The sequence below is a fragment of the Streptomyces sp. NPDC052109 genome, from assembly GCF_040680195.1.
Taxonomy (GTDB): Bacteria; Actinomycetota; Actinomycetes; order Streptomycetales; family Streptomycetaceae; genus Streptomyces.
The window spans coordinates 433873-455446 of sequence record NZ_JBFAWF010000001.1 but is presented as its reverse complement, the minus strand read 5'-3'; the positions used below and the strand labels follow the sequence as shown (position 1 = coordinate 455446).

The 21574-nt window shown below is 73.1% G+C and carries 21 protein-coding genes; 4 read left to right on the top strand and 17 right to left on the bottom strand.

What is annotated here, in order from left to right; translation table 11 throughout:
* Positions 1-52 precede the first annotated feature (52 nt).
* From AB0L59_RS02070 to AB0L59_RS02045, 6 genes are all read right to left on the bottom strand, one after another.
* On the bottom strand, positions 53-1420 hold the full coding sequence (locus tag AB0L59_RS02070) for a glycosyltransferase (protein WP_365579472.1): 1368 nt from the start codon (positions 1418-1420) through the stop codon (positions 53-55).
* A 151-nt stretch (positions 1421-1571) separates the two neighbouring features.
* A complete protein-coding gene (locus AB0L59_RS02065; protein WP_365578218.1) occupies positions 1572-2702 on the bottom strand; it encodes a serine hydrolase domain-containing protein in 1131 nt (376 codons plus the stop codon).
* Between the two features lie 95 nt (positions 2703-2797).
* Complete coding sequence (locus AB0L59_RS02060) at positions 2798-4564, bottom strand: TIGR03767 family metallophosphoesterase (protein ID WP_365578216.1); 1767 nt, start codon at positions 4562-4564, stop codon at positions 2798-2800.
* Between the two features lie 201 nt (positions 4565-4765).
* On the bottom strand, positions 4766-5221 hold the full coding sequence (locus AB0L59_RS02055) for an NUDIX hydrolase (RefSeq protein ID WP_365579470.1): 456 nt from the start codon (positions 5219-5221) through the stop codon (positions 4766-4768).
* A 27-nt stretch (positions 5222-5248) separates the two neighbouring features.
* On the bottom strand, positions 5249-6235 hold the full coding sequence (locus tag AB0L59_RS02050; RefSeq protein WP_365578214.1) for a pyridoxamine 5'-phosphate oxidase family protein: 987 nt from the start codon (positions 6233-6235) through the stop codon (positions 5249-5251).
* Positions 6236-6237: 2 nt separating this feature from the next.
* The gene (locus AB0L59_RS02045) at positions 6238-6684 is read right to left on the bottom strand and encodes a VOC family protein (RefSeq protein ID WP_365578212.1); all 447 of its coding nucleotides are present in this window, start codon (positions 6682-6684) and stop codon (positions 6238-6240) included.
* Between the two features lie 108 nt (positions 6685-6792).
* Here AB0L59_RS02045 and AB0L59_RS02040 point away from each other — a divergent pair, with 108 nt between their 5' ends.
* A complete protein-coding gene (locus AB0L59_RS02040; RefSeq protein WP_365578210.1) occupies positions 6793-7335 on the top strand; it encodes a CGNR zinc finger domain-containing protein in 543 nt (180 codons plus the stop codon).
* A 246-nt stretch (positions 7336-7581) separates the two neighbouring features.
* On the opposite strand, the gene AB0L59_RS02035 is transcribed toward AB0L59_RS02040, so the two are convergent.
* Positions 7582-8562, bottom strand: coding sequence for a hypothetical protein (locus AB0L59_RS02035; protein ID WP_365578208.1), 981 nt, complete (start codon positions 8560-8562; stop codon positions 7582-7584).
* 1 nt (position 8563) lies between these two features.
* A complete protein-coding gene (locus AB0L59_RS02030) occupies positions 8564-9040 on the bottom strand; it encodes a sigma-70 family RNA polymerase sigma factor (RefSeq protein WP_365579468.1) in 477 nt (158 codons plus the stop codon).
* A 411-nt stretch (positions 9041-9451) separates the two neighbouring features.
* Between AB0L59_RS02030 and AB0L59_RS02025 the strand changes: the two genes are divergently transcribed.
* Entirely contained in the window at positions 9452-10471 is a 1020-nt protein-coding gene (locus AB0L59_RS02025) for an aspartate-semialdehyde dehydrogenase (protein ID WP_365578206.1), read from the top strand.
* A 128-nt stretch (positions 10472-10599) separates the two neighbouring features.
* On the opposite strand, the gene AB0L59_RS02020 is transcribed toward AB0L59_RS02025, so the two are convergent.
* Together AB0L59_RS02020 and pepN are read right to left on the bottom strand one after the other, a co-directional pair.
* Positions 10600-10773, bottom strand: coding sequence for a hypothetical protein (locus tag AB0L59_RS02020; protein ID WP_365578204.1), 174 nt, complete (start codon positions 10771-10773; stop codon positions 10600-10602).
* A 313-nt stretch (positions 10774-11086) separates the two neighbouring features.
* Positions 11087-13663 carry an aminopeptidase N gene (pepN, locus tag AB0L59_RS02015; RefSeq protein WP_365578202.1) on the bottom strand — a complete coding sequence of 859 codons (2577 nt, stop codon included), beginning with the start codon at positions 13661-13663 and terminating at the stop codon, positions 11087-11089.
* A gap of 112 nt (positions 13664-13775) precedes the next feature.
* Here pepN and AB0L59_RS02010 point away from each other — a divergent pair, with 112 nt between their 5' ends.
* Complete coding sequence (locus AB0L59_RS02010; protein ID WP_365578200.1) at positions 13776-14339, top strand: DUF1203 domain-containing protein; 564 nt, start codon at positions 13776-13778, stop codon at positions 14337-14339.
* Between the two features lie 49 nt (positions 14340-14388).
* Here AB0L59_RS02010 and AB0L59_RS02005 read toward each other — a convergent pair whose 3' ends face one another.
* The 4 genes from AB0L59_RS02005 to AB0L59_RS01990 all read right to left on the bottom strand — a co-directional run bounded on the left by AB0L59_RS02005 (position 14389) and on the right by AB0L59_RS01990 (position 17989).
* Positions 14389-14571 carry a hypothetical protein gene (locus AB0L59_RS02005; protein WP_365578198.1) on the bottom strand — a complete coding sequence of 61 codons (183 nt, stop codon included), beginning with the start codon at positions 14569-14571 and terminating at the stop codon, positions 14389-14391.
* Positions 14568-15458 carry a LysR family transcriptional regulator gene (locus tag AB0L59_RS02000; RefSeq protein WP_365578196.1) on the bottom strand — a complete coding sequence of 297 codons (891 nt, stop codon included), beginning with the start codon at positions 15456-15458 and terminating at the stop codon, positions 14568-14570. Before AB0L59_RS02000 ends, AB0L59_RS02005 begins: the two co-directional genes overlap by 4 nt.
* Positions 15459-15475: 17 nt before the next feature.
* The gene (locus AB0L59_RS01995) at positions 15476-16327 is read right to left on the bottom strand and encodes a DMT family transporter (RefSeq protein WP_365579466.1); all 852 of its coding nucleotides are present in this window, start codon (positions 16325-16327) and stop codon (positions 15476-15478) included.
* 201 nt (positions 16328-16528) lie between these two features.
* Positions 16529-17989 carry an FAD-dependent monooxygenase gene (locus AB0L59_RS01990; protein ID WP_365578194.1) on the bottom strand — a complete coding sequence of 487 codons (1461 nt, stop codon included), beginning with the start codon at positions 17987-17989 and terminating at the stop codon, positions 16529-16531.
* A gap of 114 nt (positions 17990-18103) precedes the next feature.
* Between AB0L59_RS01990 and AB0L59_RS01985 the strand changes: the two genes are divergently transcribed.
* Positions 18104-18682 (top strand): TetR family transcriptional regulator, encoded by a 579-nt coding sequence (locus AB0L59_RS01985; protein ID WP_365578192.1) that lies wholly within the window; start codon positions 18104-18106, stop codon positions 18680-18682.
* Positions 18683-18936: 254 nt separating this feature from the next.
* Here the strand turns inward: AB0L59_RS01985 and AB0L59_RS01980 are convergent, their stop codons facing one another.
* From AB0L59_RS01980 to AB0L59_RS01970, 3 genes are read right to left on the bottom strand one after another with little or no spacing between them, the layout of a single operon-like run.
* Complete coding sequence (locus AB0L59_RS01980; RefSeq protein WP_365578190.1) at positions 18937-19230, bottom strand: hypothetical protein; 294 nt, start codon at positions 19228-19230, stop codon at positions 18937-18939.
* Positions 19231-19234: 4 nt separating this feature from the next.
* Complete coding sequence (gene malQ, locus AB0L59_RS01975) at positions 19235-21370, bottom strand: 4-alpha-glucanotransferase (protein WP_365578188.1); 2136 nt, start codon at positions 21368-21370, stop codon at positions 19235-19237.
* Entirely contained in the window at positions 21371-21559 is a 189-nt protein-coding gene (locus AB0L59_RS01970; protein ID WP_365579464.1) for a hypothetical protein, read from the bottom strand.
* Positions 21560-21574: the final 15 nt, after the last annotated feature.

The window sequence follows — 21574 nt, the reverse complement described above, 5'->3', positions numbered from 1 at the left end:
CGCCCGGCAGCCGCCCGAGGCCCGCGGGCGGGGCACCGGCCGCCGGGCCCGGCTACAGCTCGTCCGCCACCTCTTCGACCACACCCCCGTGATGCGGATCGAGGCCGACACCGAGGCCGAGAACCTCGCCGAGCAACGGGCCCTGGAGCACGCCGGGTTCACCCGCGAGGGCGTACTGCGGGGCGTCGCCCTCCGGAACGGCCGGTGGCGTGACGACGTCGCCCACAGCGGGCTGCGGCACGATCCCCTGCCCGGCGACGTGTGCGGCGTACACCTCGTCGAGCAGCGTGGCGTAGGCCGCGATCATGCGGGTGCGGCTGAACCGCTCGCGGCTGCGTTCCAGGGCCGGGGTCAGGTCCGCGCGACCGGCGGCCGCGGCGGACCAGGCCAGGGCGATCGCGGCCGGGTCCGGCGGAGTGACATGGCCGAGGCCGTCCACGATCGACGCGCTGTCGCCGACGTCGGTCGTGACCGGGACGGCACCGCACATCATGCCCTCGATCAGGCACAGCGGCGCCGCCTCCCCGGAGACGGAGGTCAGGGCGACGACGTCGGCGGCGGCGTAGACGGCCGGCATGTCGTGCCGCACGCCGAGCAGGTGCACGCGGTCGGTGAGGGACGGCGCGTCCCCGAAGGCGTCGGCGAGGTCCGCGCGCAGTCCGGGGTTGTCCGGGGTCATCCCGGCGCCGCACATCACCACGTGCCCGCCGCCCTCGCGGGCCAGCCAGGTCCGGGCCGCGCGCAGCAGCAGGGGGACGTTCTTCATCGCGGCGTACCGGGCCGCGAAGACGACGACGGGTGCCCGGTCCGCGATCCCGAGGGAGGCGCGCAGGGCGAGGCGCGCGGCCGGGTCGGGGCGGAAGCGGAGCAGGTCGACACCGTTGGGGATGACGTGCAGCAGCCGGGACGGGATGCCGGCGGCCTCGTAGGCGGCCCGCGTGGACTCGGCGCAGCACACGCACGCGGCCACCGTGCCGTCGGCGATGGCGGCCTTCAGCTCGTCCAGGGCGGGGCCCTGGTTCTCCGGGTCGGAGCGGTGCAGACAGACCACGACCGGGCGGCGGGGCAGGCCGGCCTGGTTCAGCAGGGCCAGCGGCTGCTCCTTCAGGGAGAGGATCACATCCGCCCCTGCCATCGACCGAGCCGTTCCGGCCAGCTCGGGCCCGCTGAAGACGTTCGCCGCGAGCGACCCGTCCACCAGGCCCGCGCTGCGGCCGAGGGAGCTGACGCCGACCCCGCCGGCGGTCAGCGCCCGGTAGCAGTGGTCGTCCTCCATCCGCTGCCTGGTGGCCTCGCGATGGACCTCGCCGTGGATGCTGAGTACCTGGTGGGACTGGCCGCCCTCGGCCAGTCCCAGTACGACGTCGCTGTGCACGATCCGGGCTCCTCCGGAGAAGAAGCCCTCGTAGACCGACAGCACACGCAGTCCGTGCCTCGCGCGCACGCGACCACCCGCCTTGCATAAATGATCGAGAAGATCGAGCCATCCCCGTCCAAAGCGGGTTAGCCGATATGAGGCGGTATGGACATTACGTACGCGTTAACGGAGAACTACGCGCATGAAACGTTGACTAACAGAATTCCTCTTCCACGATCTTGCGCGCGTCGCCGGTCCAGTCGCCGTTGAAATTGAAGGCCAGCGCATGCCGGCCGTCCTGTGTCGTCACCGCCGTCGACGTGGAGCCGTGGATGCCGCCGTCATGGCCCCAGACGCGGACACCGCAGCTCAGCGGGGTCTCCATGAGGCCGAGGCCATAGCCGCCCGGATTCGGAGCGCCCTTGATCGGGACGGTGGTCTTCATTTCCTTCAGCTGGTGCGCCGGAAGGAGTTTTCCACCGAGCAGGGCGCTGTAGAAACGGTCCAGGTCGGCGGAGTCCGAGATCATTTCGCCCGCGGAGGAGGCGATGGAGGGGTTGAGGGCCGTGACGTCGTACGGCGGGCTGGTCGGATCGGTGAATTTCGAGTAGGCGCGGCTGCTCGGGGGCGGGACGTCCGTCCTGGTCCCGGGCAGGGAGGTGGCCCTCAGGTGCAGCGGGCCGAGGATGCGGCGGGTGATCTCGGTGGCGTACGTGTGTCCCGTCACCTTCTCGATCAGCATGCCGGCCACGACGTAGTTCGTGTTGGAGTAGTTCCAGGACGTGCCGGGCGCGAAGTCCGGCTTGTGCTTCATGGCGATGGCCACCAGATGGGCCGGGGTGAGGGTGTCGTAGCGGTGCCGGCGGAAGCCGTCCTTCGTGAAGTAGGCGCGGCCGAAGTCCGGGTCCGACGTGTAGCTGTAGATGCCGCTGGTGTGGTTGAGCAGCCGGCGGACGGTGATGCGGCGGCCGTCGTGGCCGTGGCCGTGGACGACGCCCGGCAGCCACTTCTCCACCGTGTCCTCCAGGGACAGCCGGCCCTCCGCCTCCAGCTGGAGCAGGACGGTGGCGAGGAAGGTCTTGGTGATGCTGCCGACGCGGTAGCGGTCGGCGGCAGAGCGGGGTGCGCCCGTGCGGAGGTCGCCCACACCGGCGGTGGCGGACCAGGTGCCGTGGGTGTCCTTGGCGGTGGCGGTCACCCCGGGCACGCCGGCCGCGACCGCCGCCTCGACGGCCTTGCGGGTGCGGGTGTGCCCGCCGCCGTCGGCGGCGGCCACGGCGGGAGCCGCGAGGGCCGCCGAGAGGAGCAGGGCGGTGGCGCCCACCAGGGTCGTGCGTACACGCATGTCTTCCCCCAACCTGTGGTGTTCCGTGCGGTCGGGGGAAGAAACACGTGTGGGATACGCGAAGGTTGCTTAGTTGTAGGCCGGTTGGGTGACAATCAGCCCTTCTTCAGCACCAGCTCGGTGTTCCGGTCGGCCGCGCTGCCGGCGAGGGTCTTGTTGGCGCCGGGGGCGTTGTAGGCCAGCTCGCGGTAGAGGGCGGCGAGGCCGGTCTGGGAGAGGTCGGCGAAGTCGGTGCGGTGCGGGGCGGCGGACTCGATCAGCGTGGTGAACAGGGAGATCGTGCCGTCCTTGTTGTCCACCAGCTCGACGATGCGGGCCAGGTGGGGGTAGTCGATGTGCGAGGCGGTGGAGATCTCCCAGAAGGAGCGGCCGCCGGAGTGTTGGTGCGGGGTGATGACGTTCTTGTGGATGTGGCCGTTCACCCAGGCCAGGACGTTGGCGTGGGCGCCCAGCAGGGAGAGCACCTCGGCGCCGCCGTGCCGCTTCTCGCCCGGGTGGGCCGGGTCGGGGCGGGTGTTGTCCATCGTCTTGCTGGTGTGGTGGCTGAAGACGACGGCGTAGGAGTCCTTGTTGTCCCTCAGCGTCTTGTCCAGCCAGTTCAGCTGGGCGGTGCCGATGGAGCCCTCGTAGTGGCCGCCGGCGTCGGTGGTGTCGAGGCTGATGCCGATGACGTCGTCGGAGATGCGGAAGGCGTAGTACTGGGTGCCCGCGTCGAGGTTCGCCGAGGAGTAGCCGTGCCCGACCGGGCCGTGGCCCTGGTAGGCGGGGTCCAGGTGGGCCTTGAGGTAGTCGGCCTGGGTGTACGGCGCCCGCTTCTCGTCCGGTGTGACCGAGCGCATCGAGCGGGCGTGGGCCTTGAGGAAGTCCCGGTAGCCGGTGCCCTTGGGGTCCTTGGCGTTCTTGATGGCGTCCTGGAGCTTCCTGGCGTCGGCGGCGGAGACGCTGAAGAGCTTCTTGCCGCCGATGGCCGCCTCGGCGAGGTAGGGGTCGCCGTGGGAGCCGTAGCAGCCGAGCGGGAGGGCGTCGTGGTTGCCGACGGTGGAGTACCAGGGCAGCTTCAGGCCCGGGCTCTGCACCTCGCGGATCGCGGCGGCCAGGAAGCCCTTGAGGTGGGGGAAGCCGAGCGCCTTGTCGTTGTCGCGCAGGGTGGCGTCGGACTGCCAGTACAGCTTCAGGCCGCTGTTCTGCACGCCCTCGTAGTGCTTGGCGTCACCGGTGTTGGGGATGATGCGGCCACCGCTCATGATCTTCATGAACCACTCCAGTTCGGAGTGGGCGTTGTTGTCGGTGTTGTCGCCGGTGGTCATGACGAAGTGCAGCGGGGCGCCGGTGACGGGGGCGCCCTTGAGCGCGTTGACCCGCTCGACGAGCGAGACGGCACCGGGCACGGTGAGCGCCTCCTGCGGGCGCCAGGAGTGCACGTCGGTTGAGCGCAGGTACTCCAGCCTCAGCGGGTGCTGCACGTCCTGCAGATGCAGGTCGGTGAACTGCACGAACGCGGCGAGGGTGGTACGGCGGCCCGCCCGGCCCGACTTGGGCGCGGCCAGCTCGCCGCGCACCACGCGCTGCCAGCCGGCGCCGTCGCCGAGCCGGCGGTAGCCGGAGCTGTTCCGCGGGGCGGCGACGGAGGCGAGGGTGGTGCCGTTGGTGTAGGGGGCGAGCGGAGCCGTCGCCGGGGCCTGCCGGGAGTGGGCGACCGGCGCCTCGGCCCCGGCCTGCGGCGAGGCCGGTGCGGCCTGGCTGTCGGCGGGGCGGAGGGCATAGCCGACGCCCGCGGAGAGCGAGACCGCTCCGGCGGCGGCGAGGACGGTACGGCGGTTGACCCCCGGAGCGGAGGTGGCGACAGAGCGTATGCGCGACATTGGCGCGATCTCCCCGAGTGCGAACGCGTCGGCAGTGGTCGCGGGCCGTCGCTGACGCGAACTTCCCGCTCACTCTGGATGGTTGGCACCGGGGATGACCCGCGCGTGAACGCGGCGGCAACGCGCAGCGCCGATCACCGTACGTGGATCACGGGGTACCGGTCGCGGTCATGGAGTGGATTGCGGGCGGCCGGAGGGCGGTCACTCCTCGTTCATCTCCTGGGGTAGGGGACGGGCCCCGGGGGTGAGATGACCGTTCGCGGGGCGTTCGCGCCAGAGCCTGAGCGCGGTGTCGACGAGCGGCACGCGCACCAGGCCGCCGACGGCGGACAAGTCCTGCCATGCGGCGAAGTCGGTCGATCCGCCTACTTCGTACCGTAGTTCACCGCCGACGACCTCGCCCTCGTAGAGGAGGCGCAGCGCGTGGTGGTCGGTGCGACGGCCCAGGGTCAGCCGGTACGAGTCCACGCCGAGGAGACCGGTCACCTCGATGCGGTAGCCGGTCTCCTCGGTGACCTCGCGGCGGACGGTGTCGTAGGGGTCCTCGCCGTGCTCCATGCCGCCACCGGGCAGCACCCACTCGGGAGTTCCGTCGGGGCTGGGCGAACGGGCCAGCAGGATCTGTCCGTCGCGGACGCACACGGCGTAGGCCGCCACCCTCAAGTTCCGTCGCATTCCCAGACGTTAGCCCGGTGGGCTCGGATTCGCCGGTGAGTATTCGGGCGCGGACCAGCGCAGCGGCAGGGCGGCCGGGGTCCACCGGGCCGCGCCGAGGGTGAAGCGGACGGTGCGGTCGCCGCCGGCACCGAACTCGGTGTGCGCCTCGCCGGTGAGCTGAAGGGTGGTGCCGGTGGTCCAGTCGAGGAAGAGCAGTCCGGCGCGGGGGTCGGTACGGAGGTTGCCCAGAGTGAGGAACATGGCGTTGCCGGGGTAGTCCGGCCAGGCCAGCTCGCGCGGCGAAACGACCTGTACGAAGCCGGGGTTGCCACCTCGATGGCTCACGTCGGCGCCGCCGGGGTGGGCCGTCGCCAGGAAGAAGGTGTCGGCCGCCCGTGCGAACTCCGCTTGCGGCGAGCGGAGTTCAGTCATGCAAGTGGAACCGTCCGGCTCACGGTCGCCGAGTGTCTCGTACGACTGCCTGCGCTGGATGTATTTGGGGCAGTTGGAGAAGACCTGGTCCGCCTCCACCGCGAAGCCCCTCGATGTCGGCCTCAGCCGGCCGTTGAGGCGCATGCGGCGGCGGGTTCGGGGGTCCAGGGCGATGGTGCCGATGGGGGTGCCGGGGGTTTTCAGCGCCGTCGCGAGGGGGTCCTCGAGGCCGTCGTGCGACTGCGGGTTGCCGGCGGATGCTCCCGCCCGCGCGGCGGTGGCCGCAGATCCGGCACAGCCCCGCGCCCCCTCGGGCCGACCGTCCTGCCCGGCGTCCGTGACGACCGACATCCGCCTCGGCCCCGTCGCCCGGACGAAACCGGGCGTGCCCGTGAGCGCCGACGCCCACACCCTGCCCGTCCCCGGGTCCGCCGCGCCCACCACCAGCAGGGGCTGCAGCTCCAGGAAGGCCGCCGCGATCGGCTTGATGTCCTGGCCGAGGGAGCGGCCCACGTGGTCGGCACGGTCGCGTACGCCCACCAGTTCCTGCACGGCGAGCGAGCCCGCGTGATAGGCACCCACGGCTAGAAGAAACCGCAGGTCGGGGCGGACGCGTGCGGGGCCGGAGCGCCGTCGGGGCCGAGCGGGGCGGAGATCTCCAGGCGGATGCCGTCCGGGTCGTGGAAGAAGATCCCGCCGGAGGTGCCGCCCTCGCGGTGGGCGACCACGCCGTCGTGGGCGAAGTCCACCCCGGCCGCCCGCAGCGCGGTCTCGTACTCCCGGACGCGGTCGACCGAGTCGACCGCGAAGGCGAGGTGGTGCAGCCCCGGCCGGCCGCTGTCGTACGACCCCCGCGCCTGCTGCCAGAGGGTGACGAGCGGCGTGCCACCGGCCTCCCCCAGCATCGCCCAGCGCTGGTCGTCCTCCTTGCCCTCGGCGAGCACGGCGAAGCCGAGGAGGTCGCGGTAGAGGGCGAGGGAGCGGTCGAGGTCGGTGACGTTCAGGCCTGTGTGCGCGATACGCGGAGCCATGGCGTTCTCCTTCGAGGGATCTAACCTTCATTAACGAGGCTAGACGGTTAGATGCGCCATGGTCAACCAGTCACCTACACTTCAACGGTTAGGAAAGAAGGAGTCCCCATGCGCACCGCCCACGACCCCCGCCCGCTCACCGGTGAGCCCCTCGCGCTCGACCTGCTCAACACCCGGTGGAACCAGGAAGGCGTCACCCAGGATCTGCTCCAGGACACCGAGGGGCTGGCGGTGTGGCTCGCGAGCAACGGGCTCGCCGGCGCCCATCCGGCCGACGCCGAGGTGCTGCGCCGTCTGCGCGAGGCCCGCGAGGCCATCGGGGCCGCGGTGCACGGGTCGCCGCGGGAGGCCGCGCCGCTCGTGGACGCCGTCCTCGCGCACGGCCGGATCCGGGCCCGGCTGACCGCGGACGGCCCCGCAGAGGATCCCGAGTTCGCCGACCCCTCCTGGGGGCCGGCCTGGCTCGCCGCGCGCGACTACCTGGACCTGATCGACAGGGCCCCCGAACGGATCCGCGCCTGCGCCGGCGGCGGCTGCATCCTGCACTTCTTCGACACGTCCCGGAACGGCACCCGCCGCTGGTGTTCGATGGCGGCGTGCGGCAACCGCGCGAAGGCGTCCCGGCACTACGCGCGCTCGAAGGAGAAGTGAGCGGACCCCGCACCGTATGGGTCGGTTCCGCACAAGACCCACCGCGGGTCCTCCCCGCGGGATGCCGATGACCCACACTCCCGGGCGTGCTCCCATACCCGGTCCGAGACGTCTGGCCCGCATAGCCGTGGCCGCGAGCGCGGTGGCCGCCGTCTCCGCGACCGGGCCGACACCCCTGGCCCTCGCCGCGGACGCCCCACGGGTGAGCCGAGCGTGGGGGCGGGTGTCCGGTCGGGCACCCGCCCCTCACGGCTCGTCGGTGGGCGCCTCGTCGGTGGTGCAGGTCGTGCGCCGGGACGTCGGCAGGGCCTTGGTGATCCAGGCGCGGTTCACGGCCACGCGGGTGTCTCCGACGGCCCACAGGCTCGCGCCCATCTGCCCGACGCCGACCCGGACGAGCACGTGCTGTCCCGTGCGCGGGGCCGGCTCGGCGCCGCCGTCGAGCAGGAAACTGACCTGGGCCGGTCCGTGCGGGGGCTGGTACGTGGGCTTGTAGGAGCGGATCACGGTCAGCGTGATCCGCCGCCACGGGGACTGCTTCTGTGGCTCCACCTTGGCCACCGTGCCCTCCACGACCAGCCTGGAGCAGGCCAGGACGCGTGGTGGGTCGGACGGCCGCCCGCCGTCCCCGGAGACCGTGGCCGGGGCATCGGCGGCGCTCTTGCCCGCCGCGCTGCCGGCGTCGTCGTCCGAGCCGTCGGAGTGCGCCACCAGCCAGCCGAACCCGACGACCAGCGCGAAGGCGGCGGCTCCCGCGAGCGACCCGAACGCGATCCGCAGCGCCCGGCGCGGTCCAGAGGGGCGGCCGGGGCGCGGGGGCCGCGGGGGACGACGGCGCCCGGCGCTCACCGGACGCGTGACACCGCGCGGACGGGGCACCGGCCGCTGGCCCCTGCCGGACTCCGTCTCCGCATCCTTCGCCGGCTCCGCGTCCACGTCCGCCCGCTCCCCGGTCAGCGCCTCGGCGAGCCAGGTCAGCTGCGCCCGCAGCACCGCCACGTCGGCCTCGGCCGCCCGGTGTTCCGCGCGGAAGGCCGGGTCCGCGCGGGCCTCCTCGGACAGCGGTTCCCCGGTGATCGCGGCCATCAGCGCGTCCGGGCCGCCGCACTCCCGCCTGCTCCCCGCGCCCGACGCGTGCCCGGTGTCCCGGGCGCGTCCGGCGCCCGGCAGATCGTCGGCGCCCCCCGCGCCTCCGGTGCCCTGCGCGCCCCCGTGTCCGGCGGTCATGTCACACCACCTCGTCCTCGTGCAGGCGGTCGCGCAGTGCGCGCACCGCCGTGTGCAGCCTGCTCTTGACCGTGCCCTCGGGGATGCCCAGTTCCTCGGCGATGCCCCGAACGGACAGGTCGGCGAAGAAGCGCAGGACGAGCACCTGCCGCTGGGCGGCGGGCAGTTCGTCCAGGCCCCGGGCGACGGCGAGGGAGAGCAGGCTGGTCTCCTCGCCGGAGGGGTGCGCGGGCTCGTGCAGCGCGGCCAGCCGTTCCCCGAGCCGCTCCTGGCGCCGCTTGGCCCGGTGCCAGTCCATGGCGAGGTTGGAGGCGACCACCGCCGCCCACGCCGACACGTCCCGCGGCCCCTCCCGGCCGCTCGCGGTCCGCTCCAACAGCCGCAGCCGTACCTGCTGCACCCCGTCCGGCAGGTCCGACTGCGGCACCCCGCCGAGCGCGAGCACCGCCCGCACCCGGCGTTCCTGGGCCGCGTCCAGCGGATCGTCGCCGGCCGGACTCCCCTGGTCCGTACCGGCGGCGTACGCCCCCTGGTCGCGGCGCCCCCCTCCGCGCAGCACAAGCCACCCCCTCACGCGTTTCCCCTACGACGCCGCAGTGGGCCGGAACGTTCGGACCGGTTCCCGGCGGCCCGCAGAGGCGTACGTCACATCACCGTGTGTCCCGGAACCGTACGGGCAGGGACGGGACAGCACAGCTTGCGGCCCGGGCGCCCGGCGGAGGGAATTTCTCCAGCTCACAGGGGGGTTCGGCGGAGGTACGGAACCGTCCGCCGGGTGATCGTGTCCCACCTTTCGGGCACGCTCCGCAAAGAATTGGACAGGTGGACCGGGGTCGGCCGCATGATGGAAAAGCCCCGGTCATGAGAGAGACACGTAGAGGGAGTCACTGTGAGGGTCGGAATCGTCGGAGCCACCGGTCAGGTCGGCACGGTCATGCGCAGGATCCTCACGGAACGCGACTTCCCGGTGACCCAGCTGCGCCTGTTCGCCTCGGCGCGCTCGGCCGGCACCGTACTGGACGGGGTGACGGTGGAGGACGCGGCGACCGCCGACTACACCGGACTGGACATCGTGCTCTTCTCCGCGGGCGGCGCGACCTCCAAGGCGCTGGCCGAAAAGGTCGCCTCCCAGGGCGCGGTCGTGATCGACAACTCCTCGGCCTGGCGCAAGGACCCCGAGGTCCCGCTGGTCGTCTCCGAGGTGAACCCGCACGCCGTCGCCGACCGTCCCAAGGGCATCATCGCCAACCCGAACTGCACCACGATGGCCGCGATGCCGGTCCTCAAGCCGCTGCACGAGGCGGCCGGCCTCGAGGCGCTGGTCGTGGCCACCTACCAGGCGGTGTCCGGCTCGGGTCTCGCAGGCGTGGCCGAGCTGCACACCCAGGCGCAGAAGGTGGTCGCGGACGCCGACAAGCTGACCCACGACGGCGCGGCGGTCGACTTCCCCGAGCCGGGCGTCTACAAGCGGCCGATCGCCTTCAACGTGCTCCCGCTGGCGGGCTCCATCGTCGAGGACGGTCTCAACGAGACCGACGAGGAGCAGAAGCTGCGCAACGAGTCCCGCAAGATCCTGGAGATCCCCGCCCTGAAGGTCTCCGGCACCTGCGTGCGCGTCCCGGTCTTCTCCGGCCACTCCCTCCAGGTCAACGCCCGGTTCGCCCGCCCGATCTCCCCGGAGCGCGCCACCGAGCTGCTCGCGAAGGCGCCGGGCGTCGCCCTCTCCGACATCCCGACCCCGCTGCAGGCGGCCGGCCAGGACCCGTCGTACGTCGGCCGCATCCGCCGCGACGAGACGGTGGACAACGGCCTCGCGTTCTTCATCTCCAACGACAACCTCCGCAAGGGCGCCGCGCTGAACGCGGTGCAGATCGCGGAGCTGGTCGCGGCGGAGCTGTCCGCGAAGTAACCCGCTCGCGGCCGAGGGGCGGTCACGGTCACGTGGCCGCCCCTCGGCCTGTCCACGGCCGCCGCGAGCAGCGCGAGGACCGCGCCCAGGTCCCGGACGCACGGTCGGCGCGTCCTCGCCGGTGACGGCTACATCAGTGCGCCGCAGAGCACCGCTCCCACGACAACGCCCACGACTGCGAAGCGGCGGTGGGCGATCACGGCCCGGGCCACGGGACAGAGGCTGAAGAACGTGCCGAAGGGTCCGAAGAGCGCGAACCAGTCCGGCCCCCGCCCGGAGAGATCGCCGAAGGTCAGCACCATGCCCGCGGTCACCGCGGTGAAGCAGGCACCGAAGGGAAGGGCGAGCAGCAGGGCGCCGGTGCGCCTCGGCTCCCAGCCTCTGACGCGAGACGCGGCAGAGGACCACTTCCCGGCCCCCGAGCCGGTTCTGTCGCCCGTTCCCGTCCCGTCCGCCCCCTCCGACGCCGAGAAGGGGACGGTGGCAAGGCGGTGGCGGCCTCTTCATTGCCTGACTCCGGCAGGGTCGGCGGGGCCGCCCTGCCGGAGCCGTGACCGTCGGCCCGCGCGTGCGGGAGGGCGCCCGGCACACGGTCCGGGCGCCCTCGGCGGCGTGTTACCTGCCCGCCGCCGCGTCCGCCGCCTGGGCCCTCAGGGCCCGCTCGATGCCCGCGCGGGACTCCGAGACGAGGCGGCGCAGGGCCGCGTTGGGTTCTGCGGTGGACAGCCAGGTGTCCGTCATCGCCAGGGTCGCCTCGGAGACCTGGACCGCCGGGTACAGACCGATGGCGATCTGCTGGGCGATCTCGTGCGAACGGGAGTCCCAGACGCCCTTGAGGACCTCGAAGTACGTGTCCGCGTACGGCGCCAGCAGCTCACGCTGGTCGGTCTGGACGAAGCCGCCGATCACGGCCTCCTGCACGGCGTTCGGCAGCTTGTCGGAGTCGACCACCGACGCCCAGGCCTCCGCCTTGGCCTCCGCCGTCGGCCGGGCCGCGCGGGCGGTGGCCGCGTGCCGCTCACCGGCCGCGGTCTTGTCCAGCTCGTACTCGGCCGCGATCTCCGCCTCGTCGAACCGGCCGACCGCCGCGAGACGCTCCACGAACGCCCAGCGCAGCTCGGTGTCCACGCTCAGGCCCTCGACGGTGTGCGTGCCGTCCAGCAGCGACTCCAGCAGGTCCAGCTGCTCCGGGGTGCGGGCCGTCGCCGCGAAGGCGCGGGCCCAGGCCAGCTGGTGGTCGCCGCCCGGCTCGGCCGCACGCAGGTGGGCCAGCGTGGCGTCGGTCCAGCGGGTCAGCAGGGCCTCGCGGGCGGCCGGGTCGGCGTACAGGTCGATGGCGAGCTTGACCTGGCGGTGCAGCGACTGCACGACGCCGATGTCCGACTCCTTGCCGATGCCGGACAGGACGAGCGAGAGGTAGTCGCGGGTGGCCAGCTCGGCGTCCCGGGTCATGTCCCAGGCCGAGGCCCAGCACAACGCGCGCGGCAGTGACTGCTCGAAGTCGCCGAGGTGCTCGGTGACCGTCTTCAGCGACTCCTCGTCCAGCCGGACCTTGGCGTACGTCAGGTCGTCGTCGTTCAGCAGGACGACGGCGGGGCGGGCCCGGCCCACCAGCTGCGGCACGGCGGTCAGGTCGCCCTCGACGTCCAGCTCGATGCGCTCGGTGCGCACCAGCTTGCCGCTCGCGTCGTCCAGGTCGTACAGGCCGATCGCGATGCGGTGCGGGCGCAGGGTGGGCTCGCCCTTGGCGCCGGCCGGCAGCGCCGGGGCCTCCTGGCGGACGGCGAAGGAGGTGACGACCCCGTCGGCATCCGTCTCGATCTCCGGTCGCAGGACGTTGATGCCGGCCGTCTCCAGCCACTTCCTCGACCAGGTCTTCAGGTCGCGTCCGGAGGTCTCCTCCAGGGCGCCGAGCAGGTCGGACAGACGCGTGTTGCCGAACGCGTGCCGCTTGAAGTAAGCCTGCACGCCCTTGAAGAACTCGTCCTCGCCGACGTACGCGACCAGCTGCTTCAGCACGCTCGCGCCCTTGGCGTACGTGATGCCGTCGAAGTTGACGAGCACGTCGTCCAGGTCGCGGATGTCCGCCATGATCGGGTGCGTGGACGGCAGCTGGTCCTGCCGGTACGCCCAGGTCTTCATGGAGTTGGCGAACGTGGTCCACGAGTGCGGCCAGCGCGAGCCGGGGGCGGCGGCCTGGCAGGCGATGGAGGTGTAGGTGGCGAACGACTCGTTCAGCCACAGGTCGTTCCACCATTCCATGGTGACGAGGTCACCGAACCACATGTGGGCCAGCTCGTGCAGGATGGTCTCGGCCCGGACCTCGTACGCCGCGTCGGTCACCTTGGACCGGAAGACGTACTGGTCGCGGATGGTGACGGCACCCGCGTTCTCCATCGCGCCCGCGTTGAACTCCGGCACGAACAGCTGGTCGTACTTGGCGAACGGGTACGTGTGGTCGAACTTCTCCTGGAACCAGTCGAAGCCCTGCCGGGTCACCTCGAAGATCGCGTCCGAGTCCAGGAACTCGGCGAGCGACGGACGGCAGTAGATGCCCAGCGGCACGCTCTGCCCGTCCTTCTCGTACACGCTGTGCACGGAGTGGTACGGCCCGACGATCAGCGCCGTGATGTACGACGAGATACGCGGGGTCGGCTCGAAGGCCCAGACGTTGCCCTGCGGCTCGGGCGTCGGCGAGTTGGAGATCACCGTCCAGCCCGCGGGCGCCGTCACGGTGAACCGGAAGGTGGCCTTCAGGTCCGGCTGCTCGAAGGAGGCGAACACGCGGCGGGCATCCGGGACCTCGAACTGGGTGTAGAGGTACGCCTGCTCGTCGACGGGGTCGACGAAGCGGTGGAGGCCCTCGCCGGTGTTGGTGTAGGCGCAGTCCGCGACGACCCGCAGGACGTTGCGTCCCTCCAGCAGGCCCGGCAGGGCGATCCGCGAGTCCCTGAAGACCTCCGCGGGGTCCAGATGGTCGCCGTTCAGGACCACCTCGTGGACGGCCGGCGCCACCAGGTCGATGAAGGATTCTGCGCCTTCGCGGGCGACGTCGAAGCGCACCGTGGTCACGGACCGGTAGGTACCGCCCTCCTGCGCCCCGGAGAGGTCGAGTTCGATCTCGTACGAGTCAACGGTGAGCAGCTCGGCCCGCTGCTGCGCCTCTTCGCGAGTCAGGTTTGTGCCAGGCACGCGGTCATCTCCTCGTTATGTGTGGGTTGCGCCATCCTTCCATGCCGTCCGCCGGGAACGCGATGTCCGCTTCCCGCCGGTGAGCGGGGGCCGGCGGAAGGACGCTGGATCCATGACGACGACGACGCACCCGACGACGTACACCGCGCGCCCCATCCCGCCCGAAGTGCTCGGGGAACTGCGGACCGCCGACGACGCGGGCCGCCCTCCGGCCCCCTTCACCGACGAGGAGGGCGGCGCCCCGCTGCGGTGCTGTCTGCGCCGCAGCGAGCCCGGCGAGCGGATCGCGCTGGTCTCGTACGCGCCCCTGCGCCGCTGGGCCGCCGAGACAGGCGCGAATCCCGGTGCGTACGACGAGCAGGGCCCGGTGTTCGTCCACGCCGGGCCGTGCCCGGGCCCGTCCGGCACCGCCCTGCCCTTCACCACCGCCCACCGCGTACTGCGCCGCTACTCGGCCGACGGCCGCATCCTGGGCGGCCGCCTGGTGGACGCCGGTTTCCCGTCCGCCCTCACCGAGGCCTTCGCCGACCCGCAGGTGGCGTTGGTGCATGTGCGGGCGGTGGAGTACGGGTGCTTTCTCTACGAGGTGCGGCGGGGCCAGGGCCTCCCGGCCGCAGGCCGCGGTGAGCCTGTCGGTCGGCGACCCGAGCCGGAAGGGCATTCCGGAGCGGCGTGAGGACGAGGCGGACCGGCGTCGTCGGATCACGGGTCGACACGCTGCTCGCCTACGAAGCCGGGGTCAGGGGCGAGGAGCAGGGCTGAACCGGCCCCCGGCGGGCGCTCGGCGTCATCGCCGCGAGGCCGGAGGTCTCCGCCTCGGTGAGGGACAGGCCGTACTCGACCCGCTCGGTGACGGCCCCGTGCCTCGACGTACGGGTCCGGCGCTCGGTGCGGACGCGCCTCCTCACGCCGCCTCCCGCAGTGCCGCCAGCACGTGGCTCACCGCCCTTCCCGTCTCCCCGCCCCTGCGGACGGCCGCCGTCACGTGCCGTACCGGCCCGTCCGGTCCGAGGTCCCGCATGACCACCCCGTCGCGGCGGCCCGCGGCCATTCTCGGGACCAGTGCCACGCCCATCCCCGCCTCCACCATGGCGAGGATCGCGGTCCAGCCGGAGGCCGAGTGGCCCTGGTGGGGGCTGAAGCCGGCCGCCTCGCAGGCGCGGCGGGTGATGTCCGACCAGGGGCCGCTGCCGCCGAAGATCCAGGGTTCCGCGGCCAGGTCGGTGAGGGTCAGCTCCGGAGCCGTGGCCAGAGGATGGCCCGGAGGCAGGGCCACGTCCAACGGGTCGGCCAGCAGCGGGACCCGGGTCAAGCGCGGGTCGGCGGCGCTCGGGGCCTCGGCCGCGAGGGACAGGGCGAGGTCGACGTCACCGGCGGCCAGCAGTTCGTAGGCCTCGGCGGCCTCGGCCTCGCGGACCCGTACGGTCACCCCGGGGTGCGCCGCCCGCAGGGCCCGGACGGCCGGTACGACCAGGGCGGGTACGGACGTCGAGAAGGCGCCGACCCGGACCTCCCCCTCCTCCCCCAGGCGGTAGCCCGCCAACGCGGCTTCCGCGCGCTCCAGTTGCTCGAAGACCGGCTCGGTGTGGGTCAGCACCAGGCGGGCCGCGTCGGTGAGGCGGACCCGGCGGCCGCGCGCCTCCAGCAGGGGCACGCCGAGTTGCCGGGCGAGATTGGTGAGCTGCTGGGACACCGCGGACGGGGTCATGTGCAGCGCCTCGGCCGTCGCGGTCACGGTCTCCCGCTCGCGCAGGGTACGCAGGATCTGCAGCTTCCGGATGTCCCACTCGGCCATGCCGGGAAAGCTACACGTCACCTGCGGGAACCCGCGCCCAGCGCCACCCCGCCCAGGATCAGCGCCATCGACAGCAGCTGTGGCAGGCCCGTCGTCTCGCCGAGCACCGCCCAGGACAGCAGGGCCACGCAGACCGGCTGGAGGTAGTAGACGATGCCCGCGCGGGTCGCGCCGATCAGGGCGACGGCCTTGTTCCAGGCGAAGAAGGCGACGGCGGAGGAGGCCACGCCGACGTAGAGGAGGGGCAGGACCGTGCCGGGGGTGGGGTGGAAGGAGCCCTGGACGGCGACGCTCACCGCCTGCGCGGGAAGCAGCAGGACCGTGCCGGTCAGGAACGTGGTGAACAGGAAGCCGGTGCCGTGGAGTTCGGCGGGTCTGCGGCGCAGCATCGCGCTGTAGCCGGCGAAACAGCAGGCGGCCGCGATCATCCACAGGTCGCCGGTGGAGAAGCCCGCGCCGCCGCCCGTGAGCAGCGCCACGCCCGCGCAGGCGACGAGCAGCCCGGTGGCGCGCCGCGCGCCGAGCCGTACACCCCCCAGCCGTTCGAACAGCGCCATGAGCACCGGCGAGGCGGCCATGATCACGCCCATGGTGGCGGCCGGTGTGGTCAGGCCGGCCTGGTTGACGAGGGTGTTGTAGGTGGCCACGCCGAGGAGGGAGGCGAGGAGGACGTGGCGGGCGTGGCGGCGGATCAGCGCTCGCTGCCGCCAGGCCCGCCGGGCACCGAGGGGGGCTACGGCGAGGAGGGCGACGACCCAGCGCCAGAAGGCGTGCTGGACGGGCGGAACGCTGTCGTGCAGAGCGCGGGAGGTGACGAAGCTGCCGGACCAGACGACCGTCGCGAGCGCGGCGCAGGCCAGGCCGAGCAGCGGGGCGGCGGCCTCGTGCGAGCGGCGCGAGCGGCGGGCGGCGGCCGGGGCGGTGGTCCGGTGCGGGGCTGCGGTCACGGGGTTCCTCTCGGCCGGGAGCAAGGGGTGGGGCCGTGCTCCTACCGTGGCAACGCATCACCTGTCAGGTCCATCGAAACTTTTCGACCGTTCTTTTCAGTAAATCCGAACGATCGGCCCCACTCAGCGCGCAGGGCCCAGGTGCCGGGTCAGGGCCGCCTCGACGTCCGCCGTGGTGGCCGAGTCGGCGGCCCAGGCCGCATAACCGTCGGGACGGACCAGCACGCTCGTACGGCGGCCGCTCGCCCAGTGGGCCACGGCCAGCCGGTCCGCACGACGGGCTCCGGCGTCGTACGGCTCCGGAGTGATCAGCACGAATCGGCCGCCGCGCAGCGCCTCGTAGAGGCGGCCGCCGCCGGCCAGGGCGACGTCCGGGACCCGGGTGCCGGTGAGGCGGTGGGCGCCTCGGGGGGCGGGGTAGCGGTAGCCGACGCCGGTGACCTGGCCGGCGAACCTGCGCCGGACGGGACCGGCCGCGTTCAGGAAAGTGCTGAGCGCGGCGCGGGCCGCGAGGGTCCAGGGGCGCTTGGCCATGGCCAGGCGGACGATCCCGCCGCTGCTGCGCAGCACCGCCCTGCCCACGGGGTGCCGCTCGGCCTGGTAGGTGTCGAGCAGCGCGGCGTCCGCGTGGCCGGCGGCCACCGCCGCCAGCTTCCAGCTCAGGTTGGCCGCGTCCTGGAGCCCGGTGTTCATGCCCTGACCGCCGGCCGGGGTGTGCACGTGCGCGGCGTCGCCGGCCAGGAAGACCCGCCCGACCCGGTAGGCGGGCGCCTGCCGTTCGTCGCTGTGGAAGCGGGACATCCAGCGGGCGTCGTGCATCCCGAAGTCCCGGCCGAGGGCGAGGCGGGTGATCTCCTTGACCTCGGCCAGGTCCAGCGGGGCGTGATCGGGGACGTTGCGGCGGCGGTGCCAGCCGATCACCCGGTAGTAGCCGTCGCCGAACGGCGCGAGGAAGGCGAACGCGTCGCCCACCGCGTTGACGGTGAGCAGGTTCGGCGGCTCCTCGGCGAGCCTGACGTCGGCGAGGACCACGGACCGGATCACCGACTTCCCCGGGAAGGGCAGTCCGATCGCCTCCCGTACGGCACTGCGCATACCGTCGGCGCCGACGACGTACGCCGCCCGCAGTCGCCCGGTGCGGCCGCCGGGACCGCGCACCTCGACGGTCACCCCGTCCGCGTCCTGACTGAGCCCGGTCACCTCGCTGTCGTACCGGAAGTCGACCCCGGCCTCGACCGCGCGTCGCTCCAGGGCCTTCTCGACCTCGTACTGCGGGAGGACGAGGAGGTGGTTGAACCGGGAGGGGAGGGCGGCGAGGTCGACGACGAGCCGGCCGAAGAGGCGCACGCTGTCGAGGGGCCGGCCGATCTTCTCCAGGTCGTCGGCGAGGCCGCGCGCGTCGAGCTGTTCGAGGGTGCGAGCGTGCAGGACGAAGGCGCGGGACAGATTGCCGATCTCGTGGTGGCGCTTTTCGAGCAGGGTGACCGGGACGCCGGCGGTGGCGAGGTCACCGGCGAGGAGCAGGCCGGTGGGGCCGGAGCCGACGACGAGGACGATGCTCGGGGTGCCAGTGGTGCCGTTCATGGTGGCCTCCTGGATGCCAACACCTGTTGGTCAACGCTTGTTGGCAAGACTAGAACCGCCGTCCGTGACGGTCAACACTTGTTGGCCTACATGTGTTGGCCTACGCTCGTTGGCATGACCGGCAGCAGCAGGACCAACCAGGCGCGCCGCTCCGACGCCACCCGTACCGCCATCCTCGACGCGGCCCGCGAGCGGTTCGCCGCCGACGGCTACGAGCGCGCCACCATCCGGGCGATCGCCAAGGACGCGCGCATCGATCCGTCGATGGTGATGCGCTACTACGGCAGCAAGGAGGGACTGTTCGCGGCGGCCGTCACGTTGGACCTGCGGCTGCCGGACCTGGCGCGGGTGCCGCGGGACGAGGTCGGGCGGGCGCTCGTGGCCCACTTCCTCGACCTGTGGGAGGAGAACGAGGAGCTGACGGCCGTCCTCCGGGTCGGCGCCACCAACCAGGCCGGGGCCGAGCGGTTGCAGGGCGTCTTCCGCGACCAGCTGCTGCCGGTGGCCCGGCAGGTGTGCCCCGACCCCGGACAGGTGCCGGCGCGGGCCGCGCTGTGCGCCGCCCAGCTGCTGGGACTGGCCCTGACCCGCTATGTGCTGCGCCTGCCGCCGGCCCGGGAGCTGCCCCGCGAGGAGCTGCTGGCGTGGCTCGGACCGACCGTGCAGCGGTACTTGACCGCGCCGAATCCCTGATCCCCGAGGCGCACCGGCACGGCACGAACCCCGCGCGCCCGAAAACCCGCGCCGGGGGCGGGATCGGGGAGCCGGGCGTCGCAGCGCACGCCGACGCACACCAACGGCGCGCGGACGGCGGAAGGCAGACGAACGGCCAAGGCCGCCGCCGAACGGCAAAAACGCCGGGGGCGCCGTCCCACCCGGGTACGGCAGTGCGCGCGTACCCGCGGAAGAACAGGCGCCCCCGGCGGAAGAACTGATGTCCGGGAAGGTCAGGCCTTCGCGCCGGCCCCGGACTTCGCGCCGGCGTCGGAGGAGGAGGTGGCACCCGGCTTGATGACCCTGATCTTGGACCTGTCCAGCGCCATCACCAGACCGGCGATGACCACGAACAGGGCGAGCGGGATCAGCACGTAGAGGCCCAGCGTCTGGATGACGCTCAGGCCGGGGCCGGGGTCGTCGCCGTCGTCGCGGGTCAGCGCGAGCGCGGGGGACGACATGAGCAGCATCATCAGCGTCGTACCGGCGGCCAGGGCGCCGGCGCGCAGGGCGTTCTTCTTGTCCACGACCTCAAGTTAGCGAATCACCCGGAAGGCCACGCGCCCGGGGTCCCATACGGGTGATCCTCCCGCCCGTCACCTGCGTGAACACGTCCAGCAGCGCCCTCGTCCGGGGTGACGCCGTCAGCTCCTCCAGGGACACCGGCCGGCCTGCGCGGTCGGCGATCGGCAGCCGCCAGTTCGGGTACTGGTCCCACGTGCCCGGCAGGTTCTGCGGTCGGCGGTCGCCTACGGCGTCCGGGAGCCAGACGCCGATCAGCCGGGCCGGAGTGCGCAGCAGGAAGCGGTGGACGGCGCGGATCTCCTCCTCCTCGTCGGAGCCGGGCGGTCCGGCGGCCGTCAGGTCCAGCAGGCCGAGGCTGCCCAGCAGGGCGAGCCACTCGGCGATGTCGGCGGTGGCCTCGGCGCGCTCCTCGGTCACGGGGCGGGTGAGCAGGCCCAGGCGGTCGCGCAGGTCCACGTGGTCGCCGGTGAGCCGGGCCGCGGTGGGCGGCAGGTCGTGGGTGGTGGCGGTGGCGAGGCAGTCGGCGCGCCAGCGGGCGGGCGGCAGCGGGCGGCCGTCGCCGTCCCAGTCCCGTTCGAACCACAGCACCGAGGTGCCGAGCACCCCGCGCCGCTGCAGCGTCTCGCGCACGCCGGGCTCGACGGTGCCCAGGTCCTCGCCGATGACGACGGCGCCGGCGCGGGTGGCCTCCAGGGCGAGAATCGCGAGCATGGCGTCGGCGTCGTAGCGGACGTAGGTGCCCTCGGTGGGCGGGCTGCCCTGCGGGACCCACCACAGCCGGAACAGGCCCATGACGTGGTCGATGCGCAGGGCGCCGGCGTAGCGGAAGAGGGCACTCAGGAGGTCGCGGTAGGGGGCGTGGCCGGTGGCGGCGAGCCGGTCGGGGCGCCAGGGCGGCAGGCCCCAGTCCTGGCCGCGGGCGTTGAAGGCGTCGGGCGGGGCGCCGACCGAGGTGCCGGCGGCGAACACGTCCTGCTGGGCCCAGGCGTCGGCGCCCACGGGGTGCACGCCGACGGCGAGGTCGTGCACGATCCCCACGGGCATACCTGCCTCGCGGGCGGTGCGCTGGGCGGCGCGGAGCTGGCCGTCGGTGAGCCAGGCGAGGCGGGCGTGGAACTCGACCCGGTCGGCGAGGTCGGCGCGGGCCCGGGCGGTGCCGGCCGAGCGGGGGTCGCGCAGCTCCTCGGGCCAGCGGTGCCAGTCGGAGCCGTGGATCTCGGCGAGGGCGTACCAGGTGGCGTGGTCGTCGAGGGCCTGGCCGTGGGCGGCGCGGAAGTCGTCGTAGGCGGCCCGGCGGCCGGGGCCGAGGGGGACGGCCAGGACCAGTTCGAGCGCCTCGCGCTTGGTCTCCCACACCGCGTCCCGGTCGATGAGGGCGCCCTTGTCGAGGACGGCGGCGCGCAGCCGCGCGGCCCGCTCCAACAGGCCGCTCAGCCGCTCCCGGTCCTCGACGTGGGCGTACTCGGGGACGTCCTCGATCCGCAGGTGCACCGGGTCGGGGAAGCGGCGGGAGGACGGACGGTACGGGGAGGGGTCGGTGGGGGCGCCGGGCACGGCCGCGTGCAGCGGGTTGACCTGGACGAATCCGGCGCCGGCGGTGCGTCCGGCCCATCCGGCCAGCTCGGCGAGGTCGCCGAGGTCGCCCATGCCCCAGGAGCGCCGGGAGAGCAGCGAGTACAGCTGGACGAGGAGGCCGTAGGAGCGGCCGGGCAGGGCGGGCAGCCGGTCGGGGGCGACGACGAGGTGGGCGTGGCCGGTGCGGCCGTCAGGCGCGAGGGCGGTCACCCGGTGCACGCCGAGCGGCAGCCCCTCGGCCGTGTCCCGCTCCTCGCCCTCCTCGGTCTCGACGCGCAGGCGGGTGCCGGAGGGCAGCGCGGCGAGGGCGGCGGGGCCCTGCGGATCACCGGCCCAGTGCACGACGGTCGGCGGCAGCAGTCGCTCGCGCAGCTCACGTTCGCGTGCGGCGAGCGCGGTGCGTACGGCGTCGGGTCCGCCCGCGTCGACACCGAGGGCGGCCAGGACGGCGACCACGGCGGAGGCGGGGACGGCGACCGTACGGCCCGGGGCGGGGCTGTAGGAGGTGGCGACCCCGTGCAACTCGGCGAGCCGGGACAGGTCCTCGTCCTCGAGCGCCGCCGTCATCTACAGCCCCGGGCCGAAGGAATCCGGGACCGGTTCGGACTCGCTGGTCAGCGGAGTGGCGTCGGACAAGGGAGGCTCGCTGGTCAGGGGCTCGGCGTCGGGCAGCGGCGGTTCGCTGGTCAGCGGCGCCTGCACGCAGGCGCTCTCCGCGCCGAAGGGTTTCTCCTCGTGTTTCCACTGGGCCGGGATCGAGAGACGCGCCGG